Origin of the sequence: Kitasatospora sp. NPDC097605, assembly GCF_040302725.1 — a bacterium.
GTDB lineage: Bacteria > Actinomycetota > Actinomycetes > Streptomycetales > Streptomycetaceae > Kitasatospora.
Genome location: NZ_JBEOSF010000009.1, coordinates 160,582 through 177,843 on the forward strand (window position 1 = coordinate 160,582; position 17,262 = coordinate 177,843).

Consider the following 17,262-nt stretch of genomic DNA (forward strand, 5'->3'; position numbering starts at 1 on the left):
CAGTGTCCCCCGCCCTCACCCCGCCGCCGCACCCGGGGTCGGCGGCTCGGTGGGGAAATCGCCCGTCTCCAGCACCAACGTCCGCTCCCCCAGCGGCAGGAAGAGATCGTTCCCGAAGGGCACCCGCTCCGCCTCCCGGTACCCGACGCCCGGCAGCGGACGGCTGTGCACCGTGCAGACCCCCTCCCCCGGATCCACCACGACGTACAGCGGGACGGCCGCGGCGGCGTGGAAGCGGTGGCGTTCGGCCCGCTCCGGCGCCGGGAGCACGTCCAGCACCACCAGCGCGTCCACCGCCCGGTAGTGCCCGGCCGGGTCCGGCACCGCTCCCGGGGCGAGCAGCACCAGCGCGGCCGCCCGCCCCTCCAGCCGCACGTCCGCGAGGACGCCGCCGTGGCCGCCCGGCTGCCGCACCAGCTGTTCCCTGGCGGCGGTCACGATCCGCCGCCGCACATCCGGCATCCTGCTGTCCCTTCCGCTGCGGCGGTCCCCGCGACCGGCGCGGGGGCCGACTCCTACGGCTTACGCAGCGTATTCGCCGTGGCGACCGCGCGCAGGACGGCGGCGGCCTTGTTGCGGCATTCGGTGTCCTCGCCGTGCGGGTCGGAGTCGGCCACCACGCCGGCGCCGGCCTGGACGTACGCGGTGCCGTCGCGCAGCACCGCCGTGCGGATGGCGATCGCGGTGTCGGAGTCCCCGGCGAAGTCCAGGTAGCCGACGCAGCCGCCGTACAGGCCGCGGCGGGTGGGCTCCAGCTCCTCGATGATCCGCATCGCCCGCGGCTTGGGCGCGCCGGACAGGGTGCCGGCCGGGAAGCACGCGGTCAGCACGTCGAAGGCGGTCCGCCCCGCGGCGACCCTGCCGGTCACCGTGGAGACGATGTGCATCACGTGGCTGTAGCGCTCGATCTGCATGAAGTCGACGACCTCGACGCTGCCCGGCTCGCAGACCCGGCCGAGGTCGTTGCGCCCGAGGTCGACCAGCATCAGGTGCTCGGCCCGCTCCTTGGGGTCGGCGAGCAGCTCGGCGGCCAGCTCGGCGTCCTCGTGCGGGGTGGCGCCGCGGTGCCGGGTGCCGGCGATCGGGTGCAGCATCGCCTCGCCGTCGGTGACCTTGACCAGCGCCTCCGGGCTGGAGCCCACCACGTCGAAGCCGCCCTCGGCGCCGCCGTCCGGGCCGGGGAAGCGGAACAGGTACATGTACGGGCTCGGGTTGGTGGTGCGCAGCACGCGGTAGACGTCGAGCGCGGAGGCCGGGCAGGGCGCCTCGAACCGCTGCGAGGGCACCACCTGGAACGCCTCGCCGGCCCGGATCCGCTCCTTGATCTCCTCCACCGCGGCCCGGTACGGCTCGCCGCCGAACGGCGAGCGGACCTCGCCGGGGCCGCTCGGGGTGAAGGTGGCCAGGCCCGGGTCGACCGGCTTCAGCAGGTCGGCCTCCATCGCGTCCAGCCGGGCGACGGCGTCCGCGTAGGCCTCGTCCACGCCGCTGGCCAGGTCGTTGTGGTTGACCGCGTTGGCGATCAGCAGCACGGTGCCGTCGGCGTGGTCGAGCACGGCGAGGTCGGTGGCGAGCAGCAGGGTCAGCTCGGGCAGCTTCAGGTCGTCCGGGTTGAGGTCGGGCAGCTTCTCCAGCCGGCGGACCACGTCGTAGCCGAGGTAGCCGACCAGGCCGCCGGTGAGCGGGGGCAGGCCGTCGTCGGCGTGGCGCGGGGTGTGCAGGGCGCGCAGCGCGGCGCGCAGCACCTCCAGCGGGTCGCCGGTGGCGGGGATGCCGACCGGCGGGGCGCCGAGCCAGCGGGCGGCGCCGTCCGCTCCCGCGGTCAGGGTGGCGGCGCTGCGCACGCCGACGAAGGAGTACCGCGACCAGCTGCGGCCCTGCTCGGCGGACTCCAGCAGGAAGGTGCCGGGGCGCTCGTCGGCGAGGCTGCGGTAGAGGCCGATCGGGGTGAGGCCGTCCGCGAGGAGCCTGCGGGTGACCGGGATGACCCGGGTGTCGACGGCGAGCTTGCGGAAGGCTTCGAGGTCCATGACGGGCGGCACCTTACGACGGAGGGGCGGAAGGGGTGGGTCGGCCGGGCGGGTGGTCAGCCGAGCGGGAGCACATCGGCGTCGAAGCAGGTGCGGTCGCCGGTGTGGCAGGCCGCGCCGGTCTGGTCGACCTTCACCAGCAGGGTGTCGCCGTCGCAGTCCAGCGCGACCGACTTGACCGCCTGGACGTGGCCGGAGGTGTCGCCCTTCACCCAGTACTCCCGGCGGCTGCGGCTCCAGTAGGTGCAGCGGCCGGTGGTGAGGGTGCGGTGCAGCGCCTCGTCGTCCATCCAGCCCAGCATCAGCACCTCGCCGGTGTCGTACTGCTGCGCGACGGCCGGGAGGAGGCCGTCCTCGGTGCGCTTGAGCCGGGCGGCGATCTCGGGGGCCAGGGCGGTGGAACCGGGGGCGGCGGGTGAGGTGGACATGGGGCCATTGTGTCAGCCCGTCCCGGCGGGCCGGGCGGCCGTCCGGATCGCGGCCGCCGCCGTGGGCGGCGGCGGGCGGGCCCGCTGGGGCCGGACCGACCATCCGATCGAACGAGTTGTGGAAACCGCCTGCCGGGCGGCCCCGGTCTGCGCCATTCTCGTGGTCATGACCTCCGAGCAGCACGCCGCCGAACCCGCCGGACCGCCGGGCGGCGACGACCTCCCCCGCCCGGGGGGCACTTCCGACGCCCGCCCGTCCCGGGGCCTGCTGATCGCCGTCGCGGCGGTGCTGGCGGTGCTGCTCGCGGTGGTGGCCACGGTCCTGCTGTGGCCCGAGGAGAAGCCGGCGCCCAAGCCCCCGCCGCCCTCCCCCAGCACCGCCACGCCGACGCCCACCCCGACCCCCACGCCGACGCCGACCCCCACCCCGACGCCGTCCAAGGTCGTCCCGTACTCCTTCTTCACCGTCGGCACCTGCCTGGACCACCCGCAGCTGAACAAGACGGTCACCAAGCCGGAGGCCCGCCCCTGCGAGGAGCAGCACGACGGCGAGGCGATCGCCGACCAGCTGCTGCCGGAGGGCCTGTCCGGCGACTACCAGGTCGCCAACGCGATGCGGGACGGCTGCAAGGAGGCGCAGGCCGCCGCCGAGGCCCGCCAGGGCGGCGGCGGGCCGTACTACAGCTATCCGGTCGGCCCGAGCTACGCCTTCTACCAGCAGGGCTGGCGCGACTACACCTGCATCCTGACGGCGGGCAACCGGCCGGGCTCCACCAAGCTCACCGGCCGGCTGCGCTGAACCGCCGTCAGCCCTTCTAGGCTGGGGACATGTCGAACCACGCCCTCGCCGAGCGCCACCGCCTGGCCGAACTGCTGGCCGCCGCCGGGCCGGACGCCCCCACCCTCTGCGCCGGGTGGTCCACCCGGGACCTCGCCGCCCACCTGGTGATCCGCGAGCGGCGGCCGGACGCCGCCGCGGGCATCCGGATCGGCCCGCTGGCGGGCTGGACCCACCGGGTCCAGGAGTCCTACGCCGACCGGCCCTACGAGGAACTGGTCCGGCTGTTCCGCTCCGGCCCGCCGGTGCTCTCGCTGTTCTCGCTGCCCGGCGCGGACGAGGCGGCCAACACCGTCGAGTACTACGTGCACGCCGAGGACGTCGCCCGGGCCGGGGACGCCCCCGCGCCGCAGCCGGTGCCGCCCGGACGCTCCGAGGCGCTCTGGCGCCGGCTGCCGCTGATCGCCCGGCTGGAGGCGGGCCGCCGCTCCCCGGTGCGGCTGGAGCTCAGCCACCCGGACGGCCGCGGCCTGACCGTCGGCCCGGCCGGCCAGCCGACCGTGCGGATCACCGGCGAGCCGGGCGAGCTGCTGCTCTTCGCCTTCGGCCGCGGCGCCCGTGCCGAGCTGACCGTGGACGGCCCCCCGGACGCCGTCGAGGCGCTGCGCCACGTCCTGCCGCTCCCCTAGCCGGCCGGCGGCCGCCGGCCCCGGCTGCGGATGTCGGTGGTGGGGTGCAGACTCGCAGATGGCACGAGACCGGTCGTACCGTCTCCCTCCCCCTCGAAGGGACGCGACACCATGCTCACCACCGACTTCCCCGCCGGCTCCCCCTGCTGGATCGACCTCGGCAGCCCGGACCCGGCCGCCGCCGCCACCTTCTACGGGACGGTCTTCGGCTGGACCTTCCAGTCCGCCGGCCCGGAGGCCGGCGGCTACGGCTTCCTCCAGCTGAACGGGAGGACGGCCGCGGCCGTCGGCCCGCTCACCGAGGAGGGCGCCCGCTCCGCCTGGACGACGTACTTCCACGCGCCCGACGCCGAGGCCACCGGCAAGGCCGTCGAGCAGGCCGGCGGCGCCGTGCGGGTCCCGGCGTTCGACGTGATGGACGCCGGTCGGATGGCCCAGCTGACCGACCCGCAGGGCGCCCGGTTCGCGGTCTGGCAGCCCGGCACGGTGAAGGGCCTGGACGTCGTCTCCGACGACGGCGCGCTGATCTGGGTCGAGCTGCACACCAGCGCCGTGGACGCGGGCTACGGGTTCTACCAGAAGGTCTTCGGCTGGCGCTCCGAGGACTTCCCGGCGCCCGGCATGACGTACAAGGTGATCTCCCCGGCCGAGGGCGGCCTGCGGGAGACCAGCTTCGGCGGCATCGCCCCGGTGATGGGCGAGGCCCAGCCGCCGAGCTGGACGCCGTACTTCGGCGCCTCCGACGTGGACGCCGTGGTCGCCCGGGCCACCGGCGCCGGCGGCACCGTGCTGATGGGGCCGGAGAACGTCCCGGACGTCGGCCGGCTCGCCTGGCTGGCCGACCCGTTCGGCGCCCCGTTCGCACTGATCAAGGGCGAGCCGCCGAAGGAGTCCTGACCGCTTCCGCCGTCCCACCCCCTGCGCTAGCCTCTCCGGCGAGCAGCGCAGGGGGTGACGCCGTGCGGCGTGCGGAAGCGGACGGGGGCTGGCCCGAGGGCACCCTGCTGGCCGAGCTGCGCCGCGACGGCTCGCCCGCCGCGCTCGCCGCCGAGCAGGCCGTCCTGCGGCTGGGCACCCGGCGCGCGCACGGCCACGGCGAGACGCTGATCCTCGACCGGGACCTCGGCGGCTTCGTCCTGCTCCTGCTGACCGGCTTCGCCAAGGCCACCGTCGAGGACACCGCGGGCGCGACCGCCCTGCTGGACGTCCGCGCCTACGGGGACGTGGTCGGCGAGGCCGCCGCCCTCGACGGGCGGCCCCGCTCGGCGACCGTGACCGCGGCCGGCCCGGTCACCGCCCGCCGGATCTCCCAGCCCGACTGGCTGCACTGGCTGGGCACCCACCCGCCGGCCGGCATCGCGCTGAGCCGCTGCCTGGTGCACCGCGGCCGGGCCACCACCCGCCGGCTGGTCGGCCTCGCCTCGGAGCCGGTGCAACGCCGGCTCGCCCGCCAGCTCGCCGAGCTGGCCCGGCGCTACGGCACCGCCGGCCCGCGCGGCGTCGGCATCACCGTCCGCCCGCGGCTGACCCAGGCCGAGCTGGCCGCCCTGACCGGCGCCGGCGAGCGCCGGGTCCACCACGCCCTGCACGAGCTGGCCGACCGCGGCCTGATCCGGCTGGGCCGGCGCAGCACCACCGTGCTCTCGCTGCCCGGCCTGCTGGAGCTGGCCGACGGCCCCGACGGGCCCTGGAACACCTAGCGGACCGGGTGCCCGGCCTCCCGCAGCGCGTTCTTGACCTCGCCGATCCGCAGGTCCCCGAAGTGGAAGACGCTGGCGGCCAGCACCGCGTCCGCGCCCGCCTCCACCGCCGGGGCGAAGTCGGCGAGCTTGCCGGCCCCGCCGGAGGCGATCACCGGCACCGAGACGGTCTTGCGGACGGCCCGGATCAGCTCCAGGTCGTAGCCGTCCTTGGTGCCGTCGGCGTCCATCGAGTTGAGCAGGATCTCGCCCGCGCCCAGCTCGGCGGCGCGCCCGGCCCACTCGACGGCGTCCAGGCCGGTGCCCCGGCGGCCGCCGTGGGTGGTGACCTCGAAGCCGGAGGCGGTCTCGGTCCCCTCGGGGCAGCGGCGGGCGTCCACCGAGAGCACCAGCACCTGGCGGCCGAACCGCTGGGCGATCTCCCGGACCAGCTCGGGGCGGGCGATGGCGGCGGTGTTGACGCCGATCTTGTCGGCGCCGGCCCGCAGCAGCTTGTCGACGTCCTCGACGGCGCGGATGCCGCCGCCGACGGTGAGCGGGATGAAGACCTGCTCGGCGGTGCGGCGGACCACGTCGTAGGTGGTCTCGCGGTCGCCGGAGGAGGCGGTGATGTCGAGGAAGGTCAGCTCGTCGGCGCCCTCGGCGTCGTAGAGCTTGGCCATCTCGACCGGGTCCCCGGCGTCGCGCAGGTTCTGGAAGTTGACGCCCTTGACCACGCGGCCGGCGTCGACGTCCAGGCAGGGGATGACACGTACTGCGAGGGTCACGGCTGATTGCCTTCCAGAGCTTCCAGGGTTGCGGCGAGCCCGGCGCGGTGGGCGTCGAGTTCGATCTCGACGAGCATCCGCGAGTCCACCAGGCTCTCGACCACCACCACGGCGGCCGCCGGGCGCACCGCGCCGAAGATCTCGTGGTGGGCGCGGCCCGCCGCGTCGATGTCACGGGCGTGGGTGAGGTACACCCGGGTGCGGACGACGTCGTCCGCCGTCAGACCGTACGCGGCCAGGGCCTCCAGCGCGTTGCCGAAGGCGGCCTTCGCCTGCTCGTAGGGGTCGCCCTCGCCGGACAGCACCCCGTCCACCAGCGGCCGGGCGCCGGCGATGTGGACGTGGTCCCCGGCGGCGACCGCCTGCGACGCGCCGAGCAGGTCCTCCCAGTGCGAGAACCCGCCGACCCGGCCGTGTACGATCCGACGTTCCGTCATCCCGAGACCGCCTCCAACGCCTCTCCGAGGGTGAACTTCTGCTCGTAGAGTGCCTTGCCCACGATGGCGCCCTCGACTCCCTCGCCGACCAGGCCGGCGATCGCCCGCAGGTCGTCCAGCGAGGAGACGCCGCCGGAGGCGACCACCGGCCGGTCGGTGGCGGCGCAGACGTCGCGCAGCAGCTGCAGGTTGGGGCCGGTCAGGGTGCCGTCCCGGTTGACGTCGGTGACCACGTAGCGGGCGCAGCCCTCGGCGTCCAGGCGGGCCAGCACCTCGAAGAGCTGGCCGCCCTCGCTGGTCCAGCCGCGCCCGCGCAGGGTGGTGCCGACCACGTCCAGGCCGACGGCGATCCGGTCGCCGTGCTCGGCGATGGCCTTGGCGACCCACTCGGGGCTCTCCAGCGCGGCGGTGCCGAGGTTGACCCGGGTGCAGCCGGTGGCCAGGGCGGCGGCCAGCGACGCGTCGTCGCGGATGCCGCCGGACAGCTCGACCTTGATGTCCAGGGTCTCGGTGATCTCGCGCACCAGGTCCCGGTTGGAGCCGGTGCCGAAGGCGGCGTCGAGGTCGACCAGGTGCAGCCACTCGGCGCCGGCGTCCTGCCAGGCGAGGGCGGCGGCGAGCGGCTCGCCGAAGGAGGTCTCGGTGCCGGAGGCGCCCTTGACCAGGCGGACGGCCTGGCCGTCCCGGACGTCGACGGCGGGCAGCAGTTCGAGGCGGCTCATGATGTACGAATCTTCCGTCGTCAGAGGGTGCTGACCCAGTTGGTCAGCAGGGCGGCGCCGGCGTCGCCGGACTTCTCGGGGTGGAACTGGGTGGCCCAGAGCGGACCGTTCTCGACGGCCGCGACGAACGGCTGCCCGTGGGTGGCCCAGGTGACCAGCGGCGGGTTGATCCGGGCGCTGTGCGCCTCCAGCTCCCAGTGGCGCACCCCGTAGGAGTGGACGAAGTAGAAGCGGGTGTCCGCGTCCAGGCCGGCGAACATCCGGCTGCCCTCGGGGGCGTCCACGGTGTTCCAGCCCATGTGCGGCACGACCGGCGCCTCCAGCGGCTCGACCGTGCCCGGCCACTCGTCGCAGCCGGCGCTCTCCACGCCGTGCTCGACGCCCTTCTCGAAGAGGATCTGCATGCCCACGCAGATGCCCATGACCGGCCGGCCGCCGGCCAGCCGGCGCCCGATGATCCAGTCCCCGCGGACCGACTTCAGCCCGCGCATGCAGGCCTCGAAGGCGCCGACGCCGGGGACCAGCAGGCCGTCGGCGTCCATCGCGGCCTGGTAGTCGGAGGTGACGGTGACGTTCGCCCCGGTCCGCTCCAGGGCGCGCTGCGCCGAACGGAGGTTGCCCGAGCCGTAGTCGAGCACCACGACGTTCTTGCCCATGTTCAGGTGTCCAGTCTTTCGTTCGCTCGACGGTTACAGGCGCATGAGGCCCGAGCCCAGGCACATCGCCGCGCCCAGGGCGAGCACCAGGATGACGCCCTTGGACTGCTTCTGCTTCCAGAACGAGATGACCCCGCCGGTCAGGAAGAGTCCGGCGAAGAGGAGGACGATCGCGGCCTTGCTCACAGCGCACCCTTGGTCGACGGGAGGATGCCGGCCGCGCGCGGGTCGCGCTCGGCGGCGTAGCGCAGGGCCCGGGCCAGCGCCTTGAACTGGCACTCCACGATGTGGTGCGCGTTGCGCCCGTACGGCACGTGGACGTGCAGGGCGATCTGGGCCTGGGCCACGAAGGACTCCAGGATGTGCCGGGTCATGGTGGTGTCGTAGGTGCCGATCATCGGCGCCATCTTCTCCGGCTCGGTGTGCACCAGGTAGGGGCGGCCGGAGAGGTCGACGGTCACCTGGGCGAGCGACTCGTCCAGCGGCACGGTGCAGTTGCCGAACCGGTAGATGCCGACCTTGTCGCCGAGCGCCTGCTTGAAGGCGGCGCCGAGCGCGAGGGCGGTGTCCTCGATGGTGTGGTGGGTGTCGATGTGCAGGTCGCCGTCGGTCTTCACGGTGAGGTCGAAGAGGCCGTGGCGCCCGAGCTGGTCGAGCATGTGGTCGTAGAAGCCGACGCCCGTGGAGATGTCGGTCTTGCCGGTGCCGTCCAGGTCTATCTCGACCAGGACGGAGGTCTCCTTGGTGGTGCGCTCGACGCGTCCGATGCGGCTCATGCGGGGTTACAGCTCCTGACTGGCTGCGCGCGCGGAGCGCGCACGTACAAGGGTGGCGGCGGGCGACGGGAGGGCGGTGGCGACGGCGTCCAGGAAGGCGTCGTTCTCGGCGGGGGTGCCGGCGGTGACGCGAAGCCACCCGGGGACGCCGTTGTCACGGACCAGGACGCCGTGGTCGAGGATGGCCTGCCAGACGGCGTGGGTGTCGGCGAAGCGGCCGAACTGGACGAAGTTGGCGTCCGAGTCGGTCACCTCAAGGCCGAGCCCGCGCAACGCCTCGACCAGCCGGTCGCGCTCGTCCTTGAGCCGGCCGACGTAGCCGAGCAGGGTGTCGGTGTGTTCCAGGCAGGCCAGCGCGGTGGCCTGGGTGACGGCCGACAGGTGGTACGGCAGCCGGACCAGCTGCACCGCGTCCACCACCGCCGGGTCGGCGGCCAGGTAGCCCAGGCGCAGCCCGGCCGCCCCGAAGGCCTTGGACATGGTGCGCGAGACCACCAGGTTGGGGCGGCCCTCGATCAGCGGCAGCAGCGAGTCGCGGTGCGAGAACTCGACGTACGCCTCGTCGACCACCACCAGGCTGGGCCGGGCGGCCTGCGCGGCCTCGTACAGCCGCAGCACGGTGCCGGCGTCGACGGCGGTGCCGGTCGGGTTGTTCGGCGAGCAGACGAACACCACGTGCGGGCGGTGCTCGGCGATCGCCGCGACGGCGGCGTCCAGGTCGACGGTGAAGTCGGCGTTGCGCGGGCCGGAGATCCAGCCGGTGCCGGTGCCGCGGGAGATCAGCGCGTGCATCGAGTACGAGGGCTCGAAGCCGAGCGCGGTGCGCCCGGGGCCGCCGAAGGTCTGCAGCAGCTGCTGGAGCACCTCGTTGGAGCCGTTGGCGGCCCAGACGTTCTCCCGGGCGACGGCGTGGCCGGTGGTGCGGGTGAGGTACGCCGCCAGGCCCTCGCGCAGCTCGACCGCGTCCCGGTCGGGGTAGCGGTTGAGGCCGCGGGCGGCCTCGGCGACCCGCTCGGCGATCCGGGCGACCAGCTCCTCGGGGAGCGGGTACGGGTTCTCGTTGGTGTTCAGCTGGACCGGGACGTCGAGCTGCGGGGCGCCGTAGGGCGACTGGCCGCGCAGCTCGTCCCGGACGGGGAGGTCGTCGATGGTCGTCACGTGCCGGGAACCGTCCACTCGAATCGGGCCTTGATCGCGTCACCGTGACCGGGCAGGTCCTCGGCGTCCGCCAGGTTGACGACGTGGGCGGCGATGCCGGCCAGCGCCTCGCGGTCGTACTCGACGACCTGCACGCCGCGCAGGAAGGTCTGCACGGACAGCCCCGAGGAGTGGCAGGCGCAGCCGCCGGTGGGCAGCACGTGGTTGGAGCCGGCCGCGTAGTCGCCGAGCGAGACCGGGGTGAACCGGCCGAGGAAGATCGCGCCGGCGTTGCGGACCCCGGCGGCGACCGCGTGCGGGTCCCGGGTCTGGATCTCCAGGTGCTCGGCGGCGTAGGCGTTGACCACGGTCAGGCCCTGCTCCAGGTCGTCGACCAGGATGATGCCGGACTGCCGGCCGCCCAGCGCCTCGGCCACCCGCTCGCTGTGCCGGGTGCGGGCGACCTGGACCTTCAGCTCGGCCTCGACCGCGTCGGCCAGCGCCACCGAGTCGGTGACCAGCACCGAGCCCGAGGTCGGGCCGTGCTCGGCCTGGCTGATCAGGTCGGCGGCGACGTCCACCGGGTCGGCGCTGTCGTCGGCGAGGACGGCGATCTCGGTCGGGCCGGCCTCGGAGTCGATGCCGATCCGCCCGGCGAAGTAGCGCTTGGCGGCGGCCACGTAGATGTTGCCGGGGCCGGTGACCATGTTCACCGGCTCGCACTCCTCGGTGCCCAGCGCGAACATGGCGACCGCCTGGGCGCCGCCGACCGCGTACACCTCGGTGACGCCGAGCAGCGCGCAGGCCGCCAGGATGGTCGGGTGCACCCGGCCGCCGAAGGCCTTCTGCGGCGGGGAGGTCACCGCGATGCCGCGCACGCCCGCCTCCTGGGCCGGCACCACGTTCATCACAACGGAGGACGGGTAGACGGCCAGACCGCCCGGGACGTACAGCCCGACCCGGTCCACCGGCACCCAGCGCTGGGTCACCGTGCCGCCCGGCACCACCTGGGTGGTGTGCCCCTCGCGGCGCTGGTCCGCGTGCACGATGCGGGCGCGGCGGATCGACTCCTCCAGCGCGGCGCGCACCTTCGGGTCCAGCCCCTCCAGGGCCTCGGCGATCTGCCCGGCCGGGACCCGGGTGGACTCCAGCCGCACGCCGTCGAAGCGTTCGGTGATCTCGATCAGCGCCGCGACCCCGCGATGATGCACGTCCTCGGCGATCGGACGCACCTTCTCCAGGGCGGCCGCGACGTCGAAGTCGGCACGGGGCAGCAGGTCGCGCGGGTCGTCGAGCGAGCCGCGCAGATCGATTCGAGAGATCACGCCACCCAGTGTAAGGAGTGGCCGGAACCGGCGGTCCCGCATTTCAGTCCGTGATACGAAGAGCGAGACGGCCGGGGAGGGCCGGGGACGACTGGGGGGAACCATGACGGATCGGGCACCGGACGACTGGACGGCCGCCGAGCAGGCGCTCTGGCAGGCGTTCCGGCACGGCCGGATCCACGATCTGCGCACCGGCGACCCCGCCGAGGACGATCCGTTCGGCGGGGCCGTCTGGGGCCCCGGGCGGACGATCCGCGCCCAGGTGCTCTCCCGGCTGCTGCTGGACGGGCCCGCCGCCGTCCCCGGCCGGGTCGCCTCGCTCAAGCTGACCGGCGCCCTGGTCACCGGGCCGCTGCGGCTGGCCGGCGGCACCATCGGGCACTACGTCGAACTGCACGACTGCCGCTTCGACCAGAAGATCCTGATGTCCGAGGCCGAGGCCGGCACCCTGCGCCTGGTCGGCTGCCTGGTCCCCCGGCTGGAGGCCTCCCGGCTGGTCACCTCCGGGGACCTCCACCTGGCCCGCTGCCGCGTCCCGCAGGGCGTCCGGCTCACCGACGCCCGGATCGGCACCGACCTGCTGCTCAACCAGGCCGTCCTGGGCGGCGACCGGTTCGGCCGGGCGCTGTCCGCCGACGGCCTCGCCGTCAGCCAGGACTTCGAGGCCGAACGGCTGGAGGCCACCGGCGAGCTCAGCCTGCGCACCGCCAGGATCGGCGGCCGGCTCTCGCTGCGCGGGGCCCTGCTGCGGGCCGTCCCGGAGAACCCCAACGCGCTCAACGCCCCGCGCATGACCGTCGGCCACACGCTGTACCTCAGCAGCTCCGCCGACCGCGGCTGGACCGACTCGCAGTCCTACTACGGCTCCGGCTACGGCCAGGTCGTCCCGCCGAACGCCGACAGCACGCCGTTCCGCGCGTACGGCCGGGTCCGGCTCTCCGACGGCCGGTTCGAGAACGCCTGCCTGATCTCCGGCGCCGAGTTCCACCTCGGCGAGGGCGACGAACTGGCCCTGCGCCGGATCCAGACCCCCGAACTGCGGTTCACCTGCCGCACCGCGCCCACCGGCACCGTCTCGCTCTCCCGCGCCCGGATCGGCAACCTCGTCGACGCCCCCGACGCCTGGCCGCGGGGCCGGCACCTCGGCCTCACCGGCTTCACCTACGAGTGCCTGCGCCCGGCCGCGCCGTTCACCGTCCAGCAGCGGATCGCCTGGTTGGAGAGCGCCTCGGTGGACTTCCAGCCCGAGTCCTACGAGCAGCTCGCCGCCGCGCTGCGCCGCGACGGCGCCGACGACGACGCCCGCGCGGTGCTCTACGCCAAGCAGCGCCGCCGCCGGCAGACCCTCCCGCTGCCGGCCCGGATCTGGGGCCGGGTCCAGGACGCCACCGTCGGCTACGGCTTCCGCCCCGGCCGGGCGGCGCTCTGGCTGCTGCTCGCCTGGGCGCTCGGCAGCCTCTACTTCGCCACCCACCGGCTCCAGCCGCTCAAGTCCGACGAGCGCCCGCACTGGAACCCGGTGCTGTACGCGCTCGGCCAGCTGCTGCCCGTCGTCGACCTCGGCCAGAGCGGCTGGAACCCCGGCGGCACCGCCCAGTGGGTCTCCTCCGGCCTGGTCATCGTCGGCTGGGTGCTCGCCACCACGGTCGCCGCCGGCGCCAGCCGGATGCTCCAGCGCGGCTAGCCCGGCACCGGCGCGGCACCGGCGCGGCCAGGGCCGTGAAGGCCCGGCGGGGCCGGGGAACTACGCTGTCCGCCGTGACAGAACGGCTTCCGCTCTTCCCGCTGAACACGGTGCTCTACCCGGGCCTGGTGATGCCCCTCAACGTCTTCGAGGAGCGCTACCGCCGTCTCGTCGCCGACCTGCTGGAACAGCCCGAGGACCAGCCGCGCCGCTTCGGCGTGCTCGCCATCAAGGACGGCCGCGAGACCGCCCCGGTCCGCCCCGACGACGGCCCGGCCGGCCCGCTGGACGGCCTCGGCACCGCCACCGGCGACCCGCTGGAGGCGCTCCACCACATCGGCTGCGTGGCCGACGTCACCTCCGTCCAGTTGCAGCCGGACGGCCGCTACGAGCTGCTGGTCACCGGCACCACCCGGTTCTGGCTCCGGTCGGTCGACGTCGGCGGCCCGTACCTGGTCGGCGAGCTCGAACCCATCGAGGAGCGCACCGGCGAGGGCTCCGGCGCGCTGGCCGCCGAGGTCGAGCGGGTCTTCCGCATCTACCAGCGCCGGCTCGCCGGCGCCCGCGAGGCCAGCACCGTCGGCCGCCAGGAACTGCCCGAGGACCCGCAGGTGCTCTCCTACCTGGTCGCCGCGGCCGCCGTCCTGGAGGTCCCGCTCAAGCAGCAGCTGCTGGCCTGCCCCGACAACGCCCAGCGGCTGCGCACCGAGCTCGACCTGCTGCGCCGCGAGACGGCGGTGCTCGGCTGGCTGCCCTCGCTGCCCGCCACCAACCTCACCCGCCAGCCCTTCAGCCCCAACTGATCGCGGAGCCCCCATGGCCAAGAAGCCGAAGAAGGGCGGCCAGGGCACGCCCGCGACGGTCGCCCTGGAGACCGCCGCCGTGCCGTTCACCGTCCACTCCTACGAGCACGACCCGGCCGCCGCCTCCTACGGCGGCGAGGCCGCCGAGGCGCTGGGCGTCCCGGCCGAGCGGGTCTTCAAGACCCTGGTCGCCGACGTCGACGGCGTCCTGACCGTCGGCGTCGTCCCGGTCGCCGGCCAGCTCGACCTCAAGGCCCTGGCCGCGGCGGTGGGCGGCAAGCGCGCCGCGATGGCCGACCCGGCCGCCGCCGAACGCAGCAGCGGCTACGTCCTCGGCGGCATCTCCCCGCTCGGCCAGCGCCGCCCCCTGCGCACCGTCGTCGACGCCAGCGCCCTCACCCACCCCACCGTCTACGTCTCCGCCGGCCGCCGCGGCCTGGAAGTCGAACTCTCCCCCACCCACCTCATCACCCTCACCAACGCCCGCACCGCCCCCATCGCCCGCTGACCCCCGCCCCACACACGTCAGGGGCGCCGGGGGCACCCCCGGCCGGAGCCTGGGGGCGGATCTGCGCGCGACGGAAGGCCCGCAGCCGCACCGTCCCCGCGACCCGAGCCCCCGCCCATCCGTCCGAACCCCGCTCAGCCCTCGCGCCGGTCCTCCACCGGAGCCGGAGCCGGAGCAGCCGGAGCCGGCCCCGGAGCCGGCGCCCCCGCGTCCGCGGCCGGAGGCCCCGGCACCCAGTACGGCGGCGGGTCCTCCTCCCGCTTCCCGAACGCCGCCGACAGCGCCAGCAGCAGCACCATCGCCGCCATCGGCCACGCCAGCACCGCGCCGTACGCCCCGAGGTCGATGTCCGCCTGGAAGTGCCCGCCGTTCCCGACCCGCCGTGCCTCCGCGACCAGGTCGCGGCCCGGCCCGAGCCACCGCCCGAGCCCCCACGCCCCCACCGACGCCAGCAGTCCGCCGACCGCCAGTCCGACCGCCACCGCGATCCCGCCGCCCCGCTTGCGGGTGACCAGGAAGGCCCCCAGCGCGGTCACGATCCCCATCCCCAGCCCGATCAGCACGAACACGCTGTCGGCCCCGGCCCGCTGCTCCCCCTCCGGGTCCCCGTAGAGGATCTTGTTGCCGTCGACCACCAGCGGCACCTTGGGCGCCAGCCAGGCCCACAGCGCACCCATCACGACCCCCAGCACCAGACAGGCCAGCACCGTGGCCGCCCCGATCCTCAGCTCGGGCAGCAGCCGCTGCGCCACCGGCTCCGCCGGCCGCGGCTTCCCGTTCACCAGGTCCGGCCCCGGCGGCAGTGCGTACGGATCGCGCGCGGCGTTCGGAGCGGGCACGGCGTCCGCCGGAGCGGCGTCCGCGGGGTCCGGAGGTGTGTTCGGTACGGTCACGCCCCCCATCGTTTCACGGTCGTGCTCCCCGCGGCCCGGCCACCCACCGACCCCACGCCCTACCGCCGGGTCGCCCGCCGGTACGCCCAGGTGGCGACGGCCAGCGACACCACGCCCACCCCCGCGCACACCGCGAGGTCCCCGACCACGGCCGCCCAGTCGGGCGACGGCTGGAACGTCCGGGCGAACGCCTCCACGGCGTAGGTGGACGGCAGCAGGTCGCGCAGCCACAGCACCGGCTGCGGCAGGTGGTCCACCGGCAGGACGCCGAGCAGCAGCGCCGCCGACATGCCCAGCTGCCCGAGCATGGTGGCGATCTCCTGCTTGGGCGCGAGCAGCCCGCAGGCGGCGCCGAGCCCGGAGAGCGCCGCGCCGGCCAGCGGCACCACCGCGAGCAGCACCCACAGCTGCCCGAGCGGCAGCCCGAACATCACCGCGCCGACCCCCGCCGTGACCAGCGTCCCGGGCAGGGTGAACGAGGCGAAGGCGGCGGCCGAGCCGAGCACCACCGAGGCGGCCGGCACCGGCAGCGTCGCGTAGTGGTCCAGCCCGCCGCTGGCCCGCAGCCGGCCGAAGTACTGGGCGAGCAGGTTGAGCGCCACGAAGGCGACCACCAGCACGCTGGAGCCGGACACCACGTACCGGGCGGCCGAGGTCTGCCCGGCGTCGACGACGCCCCGCATCATCACCAGGATGCCGAGCGACTGGAAGGTGGCCACGAACAGCAGCGGGATCCGCGCCACCCGGGCCCGGGCGAGCTGCGCCCGGTAGACCGCGGCGAGCGCGGGCAGAAGCCGGGCGGCGGGAGCCAGCGGGGCGGGCCCGCCGGCCGCGTCCGGGGTGGTCCGCGGCGGTGCCGAGAGCAGCGTCACTTGGCCAGTCCTCCGTGGCGGCCGCCCAGCTTGAGGTAGGCGTCCTCAAGACTCGGGGTGGCCAGGGTGAAGTCGTCCAGGGCGGCGAAGGCCGGGCCGGTGGTGACGGCGGCGACCAGTTCGCGGGCCTGCTCGGGGGTGGTGCGGACGGTCCAGCGGCGGCCGGTGCGCTCGGCCCGTTCGGCGAGCGCCGCCACCGCGGGGACGGCCAGCGGCGCCTCGTCGCGCCAGACCAGGTCGAGCCGGACGTCGCCGTCGACCAGCGCCTTGAGGCCGCCGGGGGTGTCGCAGGCGATCACCCGGCCGTCGTCGACCACGGCGACCCGGTCCAGCACGGTCTCCGCCTCGATCACGTTGTGGGTGACCAGCAGCACGGTGGCGGAGCGCTCGGCCCGGCGGCGTTCGACCGCCGACCAGACGGACCGCCGGGCGACCGGGTCCATGCCGGTGGTGGGCTCGTCGAGGACGAGCAGCGGCCGGTCGCCGACCAGGGCGGCGGCGAAGCAGGCGAGCCGGCGCTGGCCACCGGAGAGCTTGGCGAGCGGCCGCTGGGCGAGCGGCTCCAGGCCGAGTTCGGTGATCACCTCGTCGGCGGCGGCGCGGGCCGCGGCCCGGCTCAGGCCGCGCAGCCGTCCGGTGGTCTCGGCGGCGAGGGCGACGGTCAGCTCGTCGAGCGCGGTGGACTCCTGGCCGAGGTAGCCGAGCAGCCGGGCGGCCCGTTCGGGGTGCCGGACCACGTCGTGGCCGAGGATCTCGATGCTGCCGGAGTCCGGCCGCAGCAGTCCGGTGAGCTGGCGGACCAGGGTGGACTTGCCGGCGCCGTTGGGTCCGAGCAGGCCGAAGATCTCACCCTGCCGGACGGTCAGGGTGATGCCGTCGTTGGCCCGGATCTCGGTGGCGGAGGCGCCGCGCCCGGCGCGGTACGTCCGGACCAGGTCGCGTACGGCACAGCACGGCGAGGTCTCCTGGGGTGCCCGCCCGGCCGTCTCACTCACGACCGAAGACTCTACGCGGTGCAACGGGCGAACCGGACAACGGGGCCTCCCCCGGGCCCCTC

At 75.0% G+C, this 17,262-nt stretch carries 21 protein-coding genes; 7 read left to right on the forward strand and 14 right to left on the reverse strand.

Going from position 1 to position 17,262, the window contains the following annotated elements; all coding sequences use genetic code 11:
- Positions 1–15 precede the first annotated feature (15 nt).
- Genes ABTX81_RS13405 through hisI form a run of 3 tightly spaced genes read right to left on the reverse strand, consistent with a single transcriptional unit; the run spans position 16 to position 2,458 of the window.
- A complete protein-coding gene (locus ABTX81_RS13405; protein ID WP_350544003.1) occupies positions 16–462 on the reverse strand; it encodes a PDDEXK family nuclease in 447 nt (148 codons plus the stop codon).
- Positions 463–515: 53 nt separating this feature from the next.
- Positions 516–2,030: an anthranilate synthase component I gene (locus tag ABTX81_RS13410; protein WP_350544005.1), complete on the reverse strand. Its 1,515-nt coding sequence runs from the start codon at positions 2,028–2,030 to the stop codon at positions 516–518.
- Positions 2,031–2,086: 56 nt separating this feature from the next.
- Positions 2,087–2,458, reverse strand: coding sequence for a phosphoribosyl-AMP cyclohydrolase (gene hisI, locus ABTX81_RS13415; RefSeq protein ID WP_350544007.1), 372 nt, complete (start codon positions 2,456–2,458; stop codon positions 2,087–2,089).
- 166 nt (positions 2,459–2,624) lie between these two features.
- Between hisI and ABTX81_RS13420 the strand changes: the two genes are divergently transcribed.
- The 4 genes from ABTX81_RS13420 (at position 2,625) to ABTX81_RS13435 (ending at position 5,625) form a co-directional block, all read left to right on the forward strand.
- A complete protein-coding gene (locus ABTX81_RS13420) occupies positions 2,625–3,257 on the forward strand; it encodes a hypothetical protein (RefSeq protein ID WP_350544009.1) in 633 nt (210 codons plus the stop codon).
- 29 nt (positions 3,258–3,286) lie between these two features.
- A complete protein-coding gene (locus ABTX81_RS13425) occupies positions 3,287–3,925 on the forward strand; it encodes a TIGR03085 family metal-binding protein (RefSeq protein ID WP_350544011.1) in 639 nt (212 codons plus the stop codon).
- A 111-nt stretch (positions 3,926–4,036) separates the two neighbouring features.
- Positions 4,037–4,822 (forward strand): VOC family protein, encoded by a 786-nt coding sequence (locus tag ABTX81_RS13430; protein WP_350544014.1) that lies wholly within the window; start codon positions 4,037–4,039, stop codon positions 4,820–4,822.
- A gap of 62 nt (positions 4,823–4,884) precedes the next feature.
- On the forward strand, positions 4,885–5,625 hold the full coding sequence (locus tag ABTX81_RS13435; protein WP_350544017.1) for a Crp/Fnr family transcriptional regulator: 741 nt from the start codon (positions 4,885–4,887) through the stop codon (positions 5,623–5,625).
- On the opposite strand, the gene hisF is transcribed toward ABTX81_RS13435, so the two are convergent.
- Genes hisF through hisD form a run of 8 tightly spaced genes read right to left on the reverse strand, consistent with a single transcriptional unit; the run spans position 5,622 to position 11,445 of the window.
- A complete protein-coding gene (gene hisF / locus ABTX81_RS13440) occupies positions 5,622–6,392 on the reverse strand; it encodes an imidazole glycerol phosphate synthase subunit HisF (protein ID WP_350544020.1) in 771 nt (256 codons plus the stop codon). The genes ABTX81_RS13435 and hisF overlap by 4 nt on opposite strands.
- Complete coding sequence (locus ABTX81_RS13445; RefSeq protein ID WP_350544022.1) at positions 6,389–6,829, reverse strand: Rid family hydrolase; 441 nt, start codon at positions 6,827–6,829, stop codon at positions 6,389–6,391. Before ABTX81_RS13445 ends, hisF begins: the two co-directional genes overlap by 4 nt.
- Positions 6,826–7,551 (reverse strand): bifunctional 1-(5-phosphoribosyl)-5-((5-phosphoribosylamino)methylideneamino)imidazole-4-carboxamide isomerase/phosphoribosylanthranilate isomerase PriA, encoded by a 726-nt coding sequence (gene priA, locus ABTX81_RS13450; protein WP_350544025.1) that lies wholly within the window; start codon positions 7,549–7,551, stop codon positions 6,826–6,828. The genes ABTX81_RS13445 and priA overlap by 4 nt, the downstream gene beginning before the upstream one ends.
- A 20-nt stretch (positions 7,552–7,571) precedes the next feature.
- Positions 7,572–8,207 carry an imidazole glycerol phosphate synthase subunit HisH gene (gene hisH, locus ABTX81_RS13455; protein WP_350544027.1) on the reverse strand — a complete coding sequence of 212 codons (636 nt, stop codon included), beginning with the start codon at positions 8,205–8,207 and terminating at the stop codon, positions 7,572–7,574.
- A gap of 33 nt (positions 8,208–8,240) precedes the next feature.
- Positions 8,241–8,393, reverse strand: a complete 153-nt coding sequence (locus ABTX81_RS13460; protein WP_350544030.1) for a CG2302 family histidine operon protein — start codon at positions 8,391–8,393, stop codon at positions 8,241–8,243.
- A complete protein-coding gene (gene hisB, locus ABTX81_RS13465) occupies positions 8,390–8,983 on the reverse strand; it encodes an imidazoleglycerol-phosphate dehydratase HisB (protein ID WP_350544032.1) in 594 nt (197 codons plus the stop codon). Before hisB ends, ABTX81_RS13460 begins: the two co-directional genes overlap by 4 nt.
- 6 nt (positions 8,984–8,989) lie before the next feature.
- The gene (locus ABTX81_RS13470; protein ID WP_350544034.1) at positions 8,990–10,141 is read right to left on the reverse strand and encodes a histidinol-phosphate transaminase; all 1,152 of its coding nucleotides are present in this window, start codon (positions 10,139–10,141) and stop codon (positions 8,990–8,992) included.
- On the reverse strand, positions 10,138–11,445 hold the full coding sequence (gene hisD / locus ABTX81_RS13475; protein WP_350544036.1) for a histidinol dehydrogenase: 1,308 nt from the start codon (positions 11,443–11,445) through the stop codon (positions 10,138–10,140). Before hisD ends, ABTX81_RS13470 begins: the two co-directional genes overlap by 4 nt.
- Positions 11,446–11,548: 103 nt before the next feature.
- Between hisD and ABTX81_RS13480 the strand changes: the two genes are divergently transcribed.
- The 3 genes from ABTX81_RS13480 to ybaK all read left to right on the forward strand — a co-directional run bounded on the left by ABTX81_RS13480 (position 11,549) and on the right by ybaK (position 14,440).
- The gene (locus ABTX81_RS13480) at positions 11,549–13,129 is read left to right on the forward strand and encodes an oxidoreductase (protein WP_350544038.1); all 1,581 of its coding nucleotides are present in this window, start codon (positions 11,549–11,551) and stop codon (positions 13,127–13,129) included.
- A 74-nt stretch (positions 13,130–13,203) separates the two neighbouring features.
- Entirely contained in the window at positions 13,204–13,932 is a 729-nt protein-coding gene (locus ABTX81_RS13485) for an LON peptidase substrate-binding domain-containing protein (RefSeq protein ID WP_350544040.1), read from the forward strand.
- A gap of 13 nt (positions 13,933–13,945) precedes the next feature.
- On the forward strand, positions 13,946–14,440 hold the full coding sequence (ybaK, locus tag ABTX81_RS13490) for a Cys-tRNA(Pro) deacylase (RefSeq protein ID WP_350544042.1): 495 nt from the start codon (positions 13,946–13,948) through the stop codon (positions 14,438–14,440).
- Between the two features lie 134 nt (positions 14,441–14,574).
- On the opposite strand, the gene ABTX81_RS13495 is transcribed toward ybaK, so the two are convergent.
- From ABTX81_RS13495 to ABTX81_RS13505, 3 genes are read right to left on the reverse strand one after another with little or no spacing between them, the layout of a single operon-like run.
- The gene (locus tag ABTX81_RS13495; RefSeq protein ID WP_350544045.1) at positions 14,575–15,333 is read right to left on the reverse strand and encodes a hypothetical protein; all 759 of its coding nucleotides are present in this window, start codon (positions 15,331–15,333) and stop codon (positions 14,575–14,577) included.
- 59 nt (positions 15,334–15,392) lie between these two features.
- Positions 15,393–16,205 (reverse strand): ABC transporter permease, encoded by an 813-nt coding sequence (locus tag ABTX81_RS13500; protein WP_350544047.1) that lies wholly within the window; start codon positions 16,203–16,205, stop codon positions 15,393–15,395.
- Positions 16,202–17,200: an ABC transporter ATP-binding protein gene (locus ABTX81_RS13505; protein ID WP_350544049.1), complete on the reverse strand. Its 999-nt coding sequence runs from the start codon at positions 17,198–17,200 to the stop codon at positions 16,202–16,204. Before ABTX81_RS13505 ends, ABTX81_RS13500 begins: the two co-directional genes overlap by 4 nt.
- Positions 17,201–17,262: the final 62 nt, after the last annotated feature.

What these genes read in the sequence shown, in the direction of transcription:
- ABTX81_RS13405 (WP_350544003.1), bottom strand. Translation starts at nt 462, where the DNA reads ATGCCGGATGTGCGGCGGCGGATCGTGACCGCCGCCAGGGAACAGCTG.
- ABTX81_RS13410 (WP_350544005.1), bottom strand. Translation starts at nt 2,030, where the DNA reads ATGGACCTCGAAGCCTTCCGCAAGCTCGCCGTCGACACCCGGGTCATC.
- hisI (WP_350544007.1), bottom strand. Translation starts at nt 2,458, where the DNA reads ATGTCCACCTCACCCGCCGCCCCCGGTTCCACCGCCCTGGCCCCCGAG.
- ABTX81_RS13420 (WP_350544009.1), top strand. Translation starts at nt 2,625, where the DNA reads ATGACCTCCGAGCAGCACGCCGCCGAACCCGCCGGACCGCCGGGCGGC.
- ABTX81_RS13425 (WP_350544011.1), top strand. Translation starts at nt 3,287, where the DNA reads ATGTCGAACCACGCCCTCGCCGAGCGCCACCGCCTGGCCGAACTGCTG.
- ABTX81_RS13430 (WP_350544014.1), top strand. Translation starts at nt 4,037, where the DNA reads ATGCTCACCACCGACTTCCCCGCCGGCTCCCCCTGCTGGATCGACCTC.
- ABTX81_RS13445 (WP_350544022.1), bottom strand. Translation starts at nt 6,829, where the DNA reads ATGACGGAACGTCGGATCGTACACGGCCGGGTCGGCGGGTTCTCGCAC.
- priA (WP_350544025.1), bottom strand. Translation starts at nt 7,551, where the DNA reads ATGAGCCGCCTCGAACTGCTGCCCGCCGTCGACGTCCGGGACGGCCAG.
- hisH (WP_350544027.1), bottom strand. Translation starts at nt 8,207, where the DNA reads ATGGGCAAGAACGTCGTGGTGCTCGACTACGGCTCGGGCAACCTCCGT.
- hisB (WP_350544032.1), bottom strand. Translation starts at nt 8,983, where the DNA reads ATGAGCCGCATCGGACGCGTCGAGCGCACCACCAAGGAGACCTCCGTC.
- ABTX81_RS13480 (WP_350544038.1), top strand. Translation starts at nt 11,549, where the DNA reads ATGACGGATCGGGCACCGGACGACTGGACGGCCGCCGAGCAGGCGCTC.
- ybaK (WP_350544042.1), top strand. Translation starts at nt 13,946, where the DNA reads ATGGCCAAGAAGCCGAAGAAGGGCGGCCAGGGCACGCCCGCGACGGTC.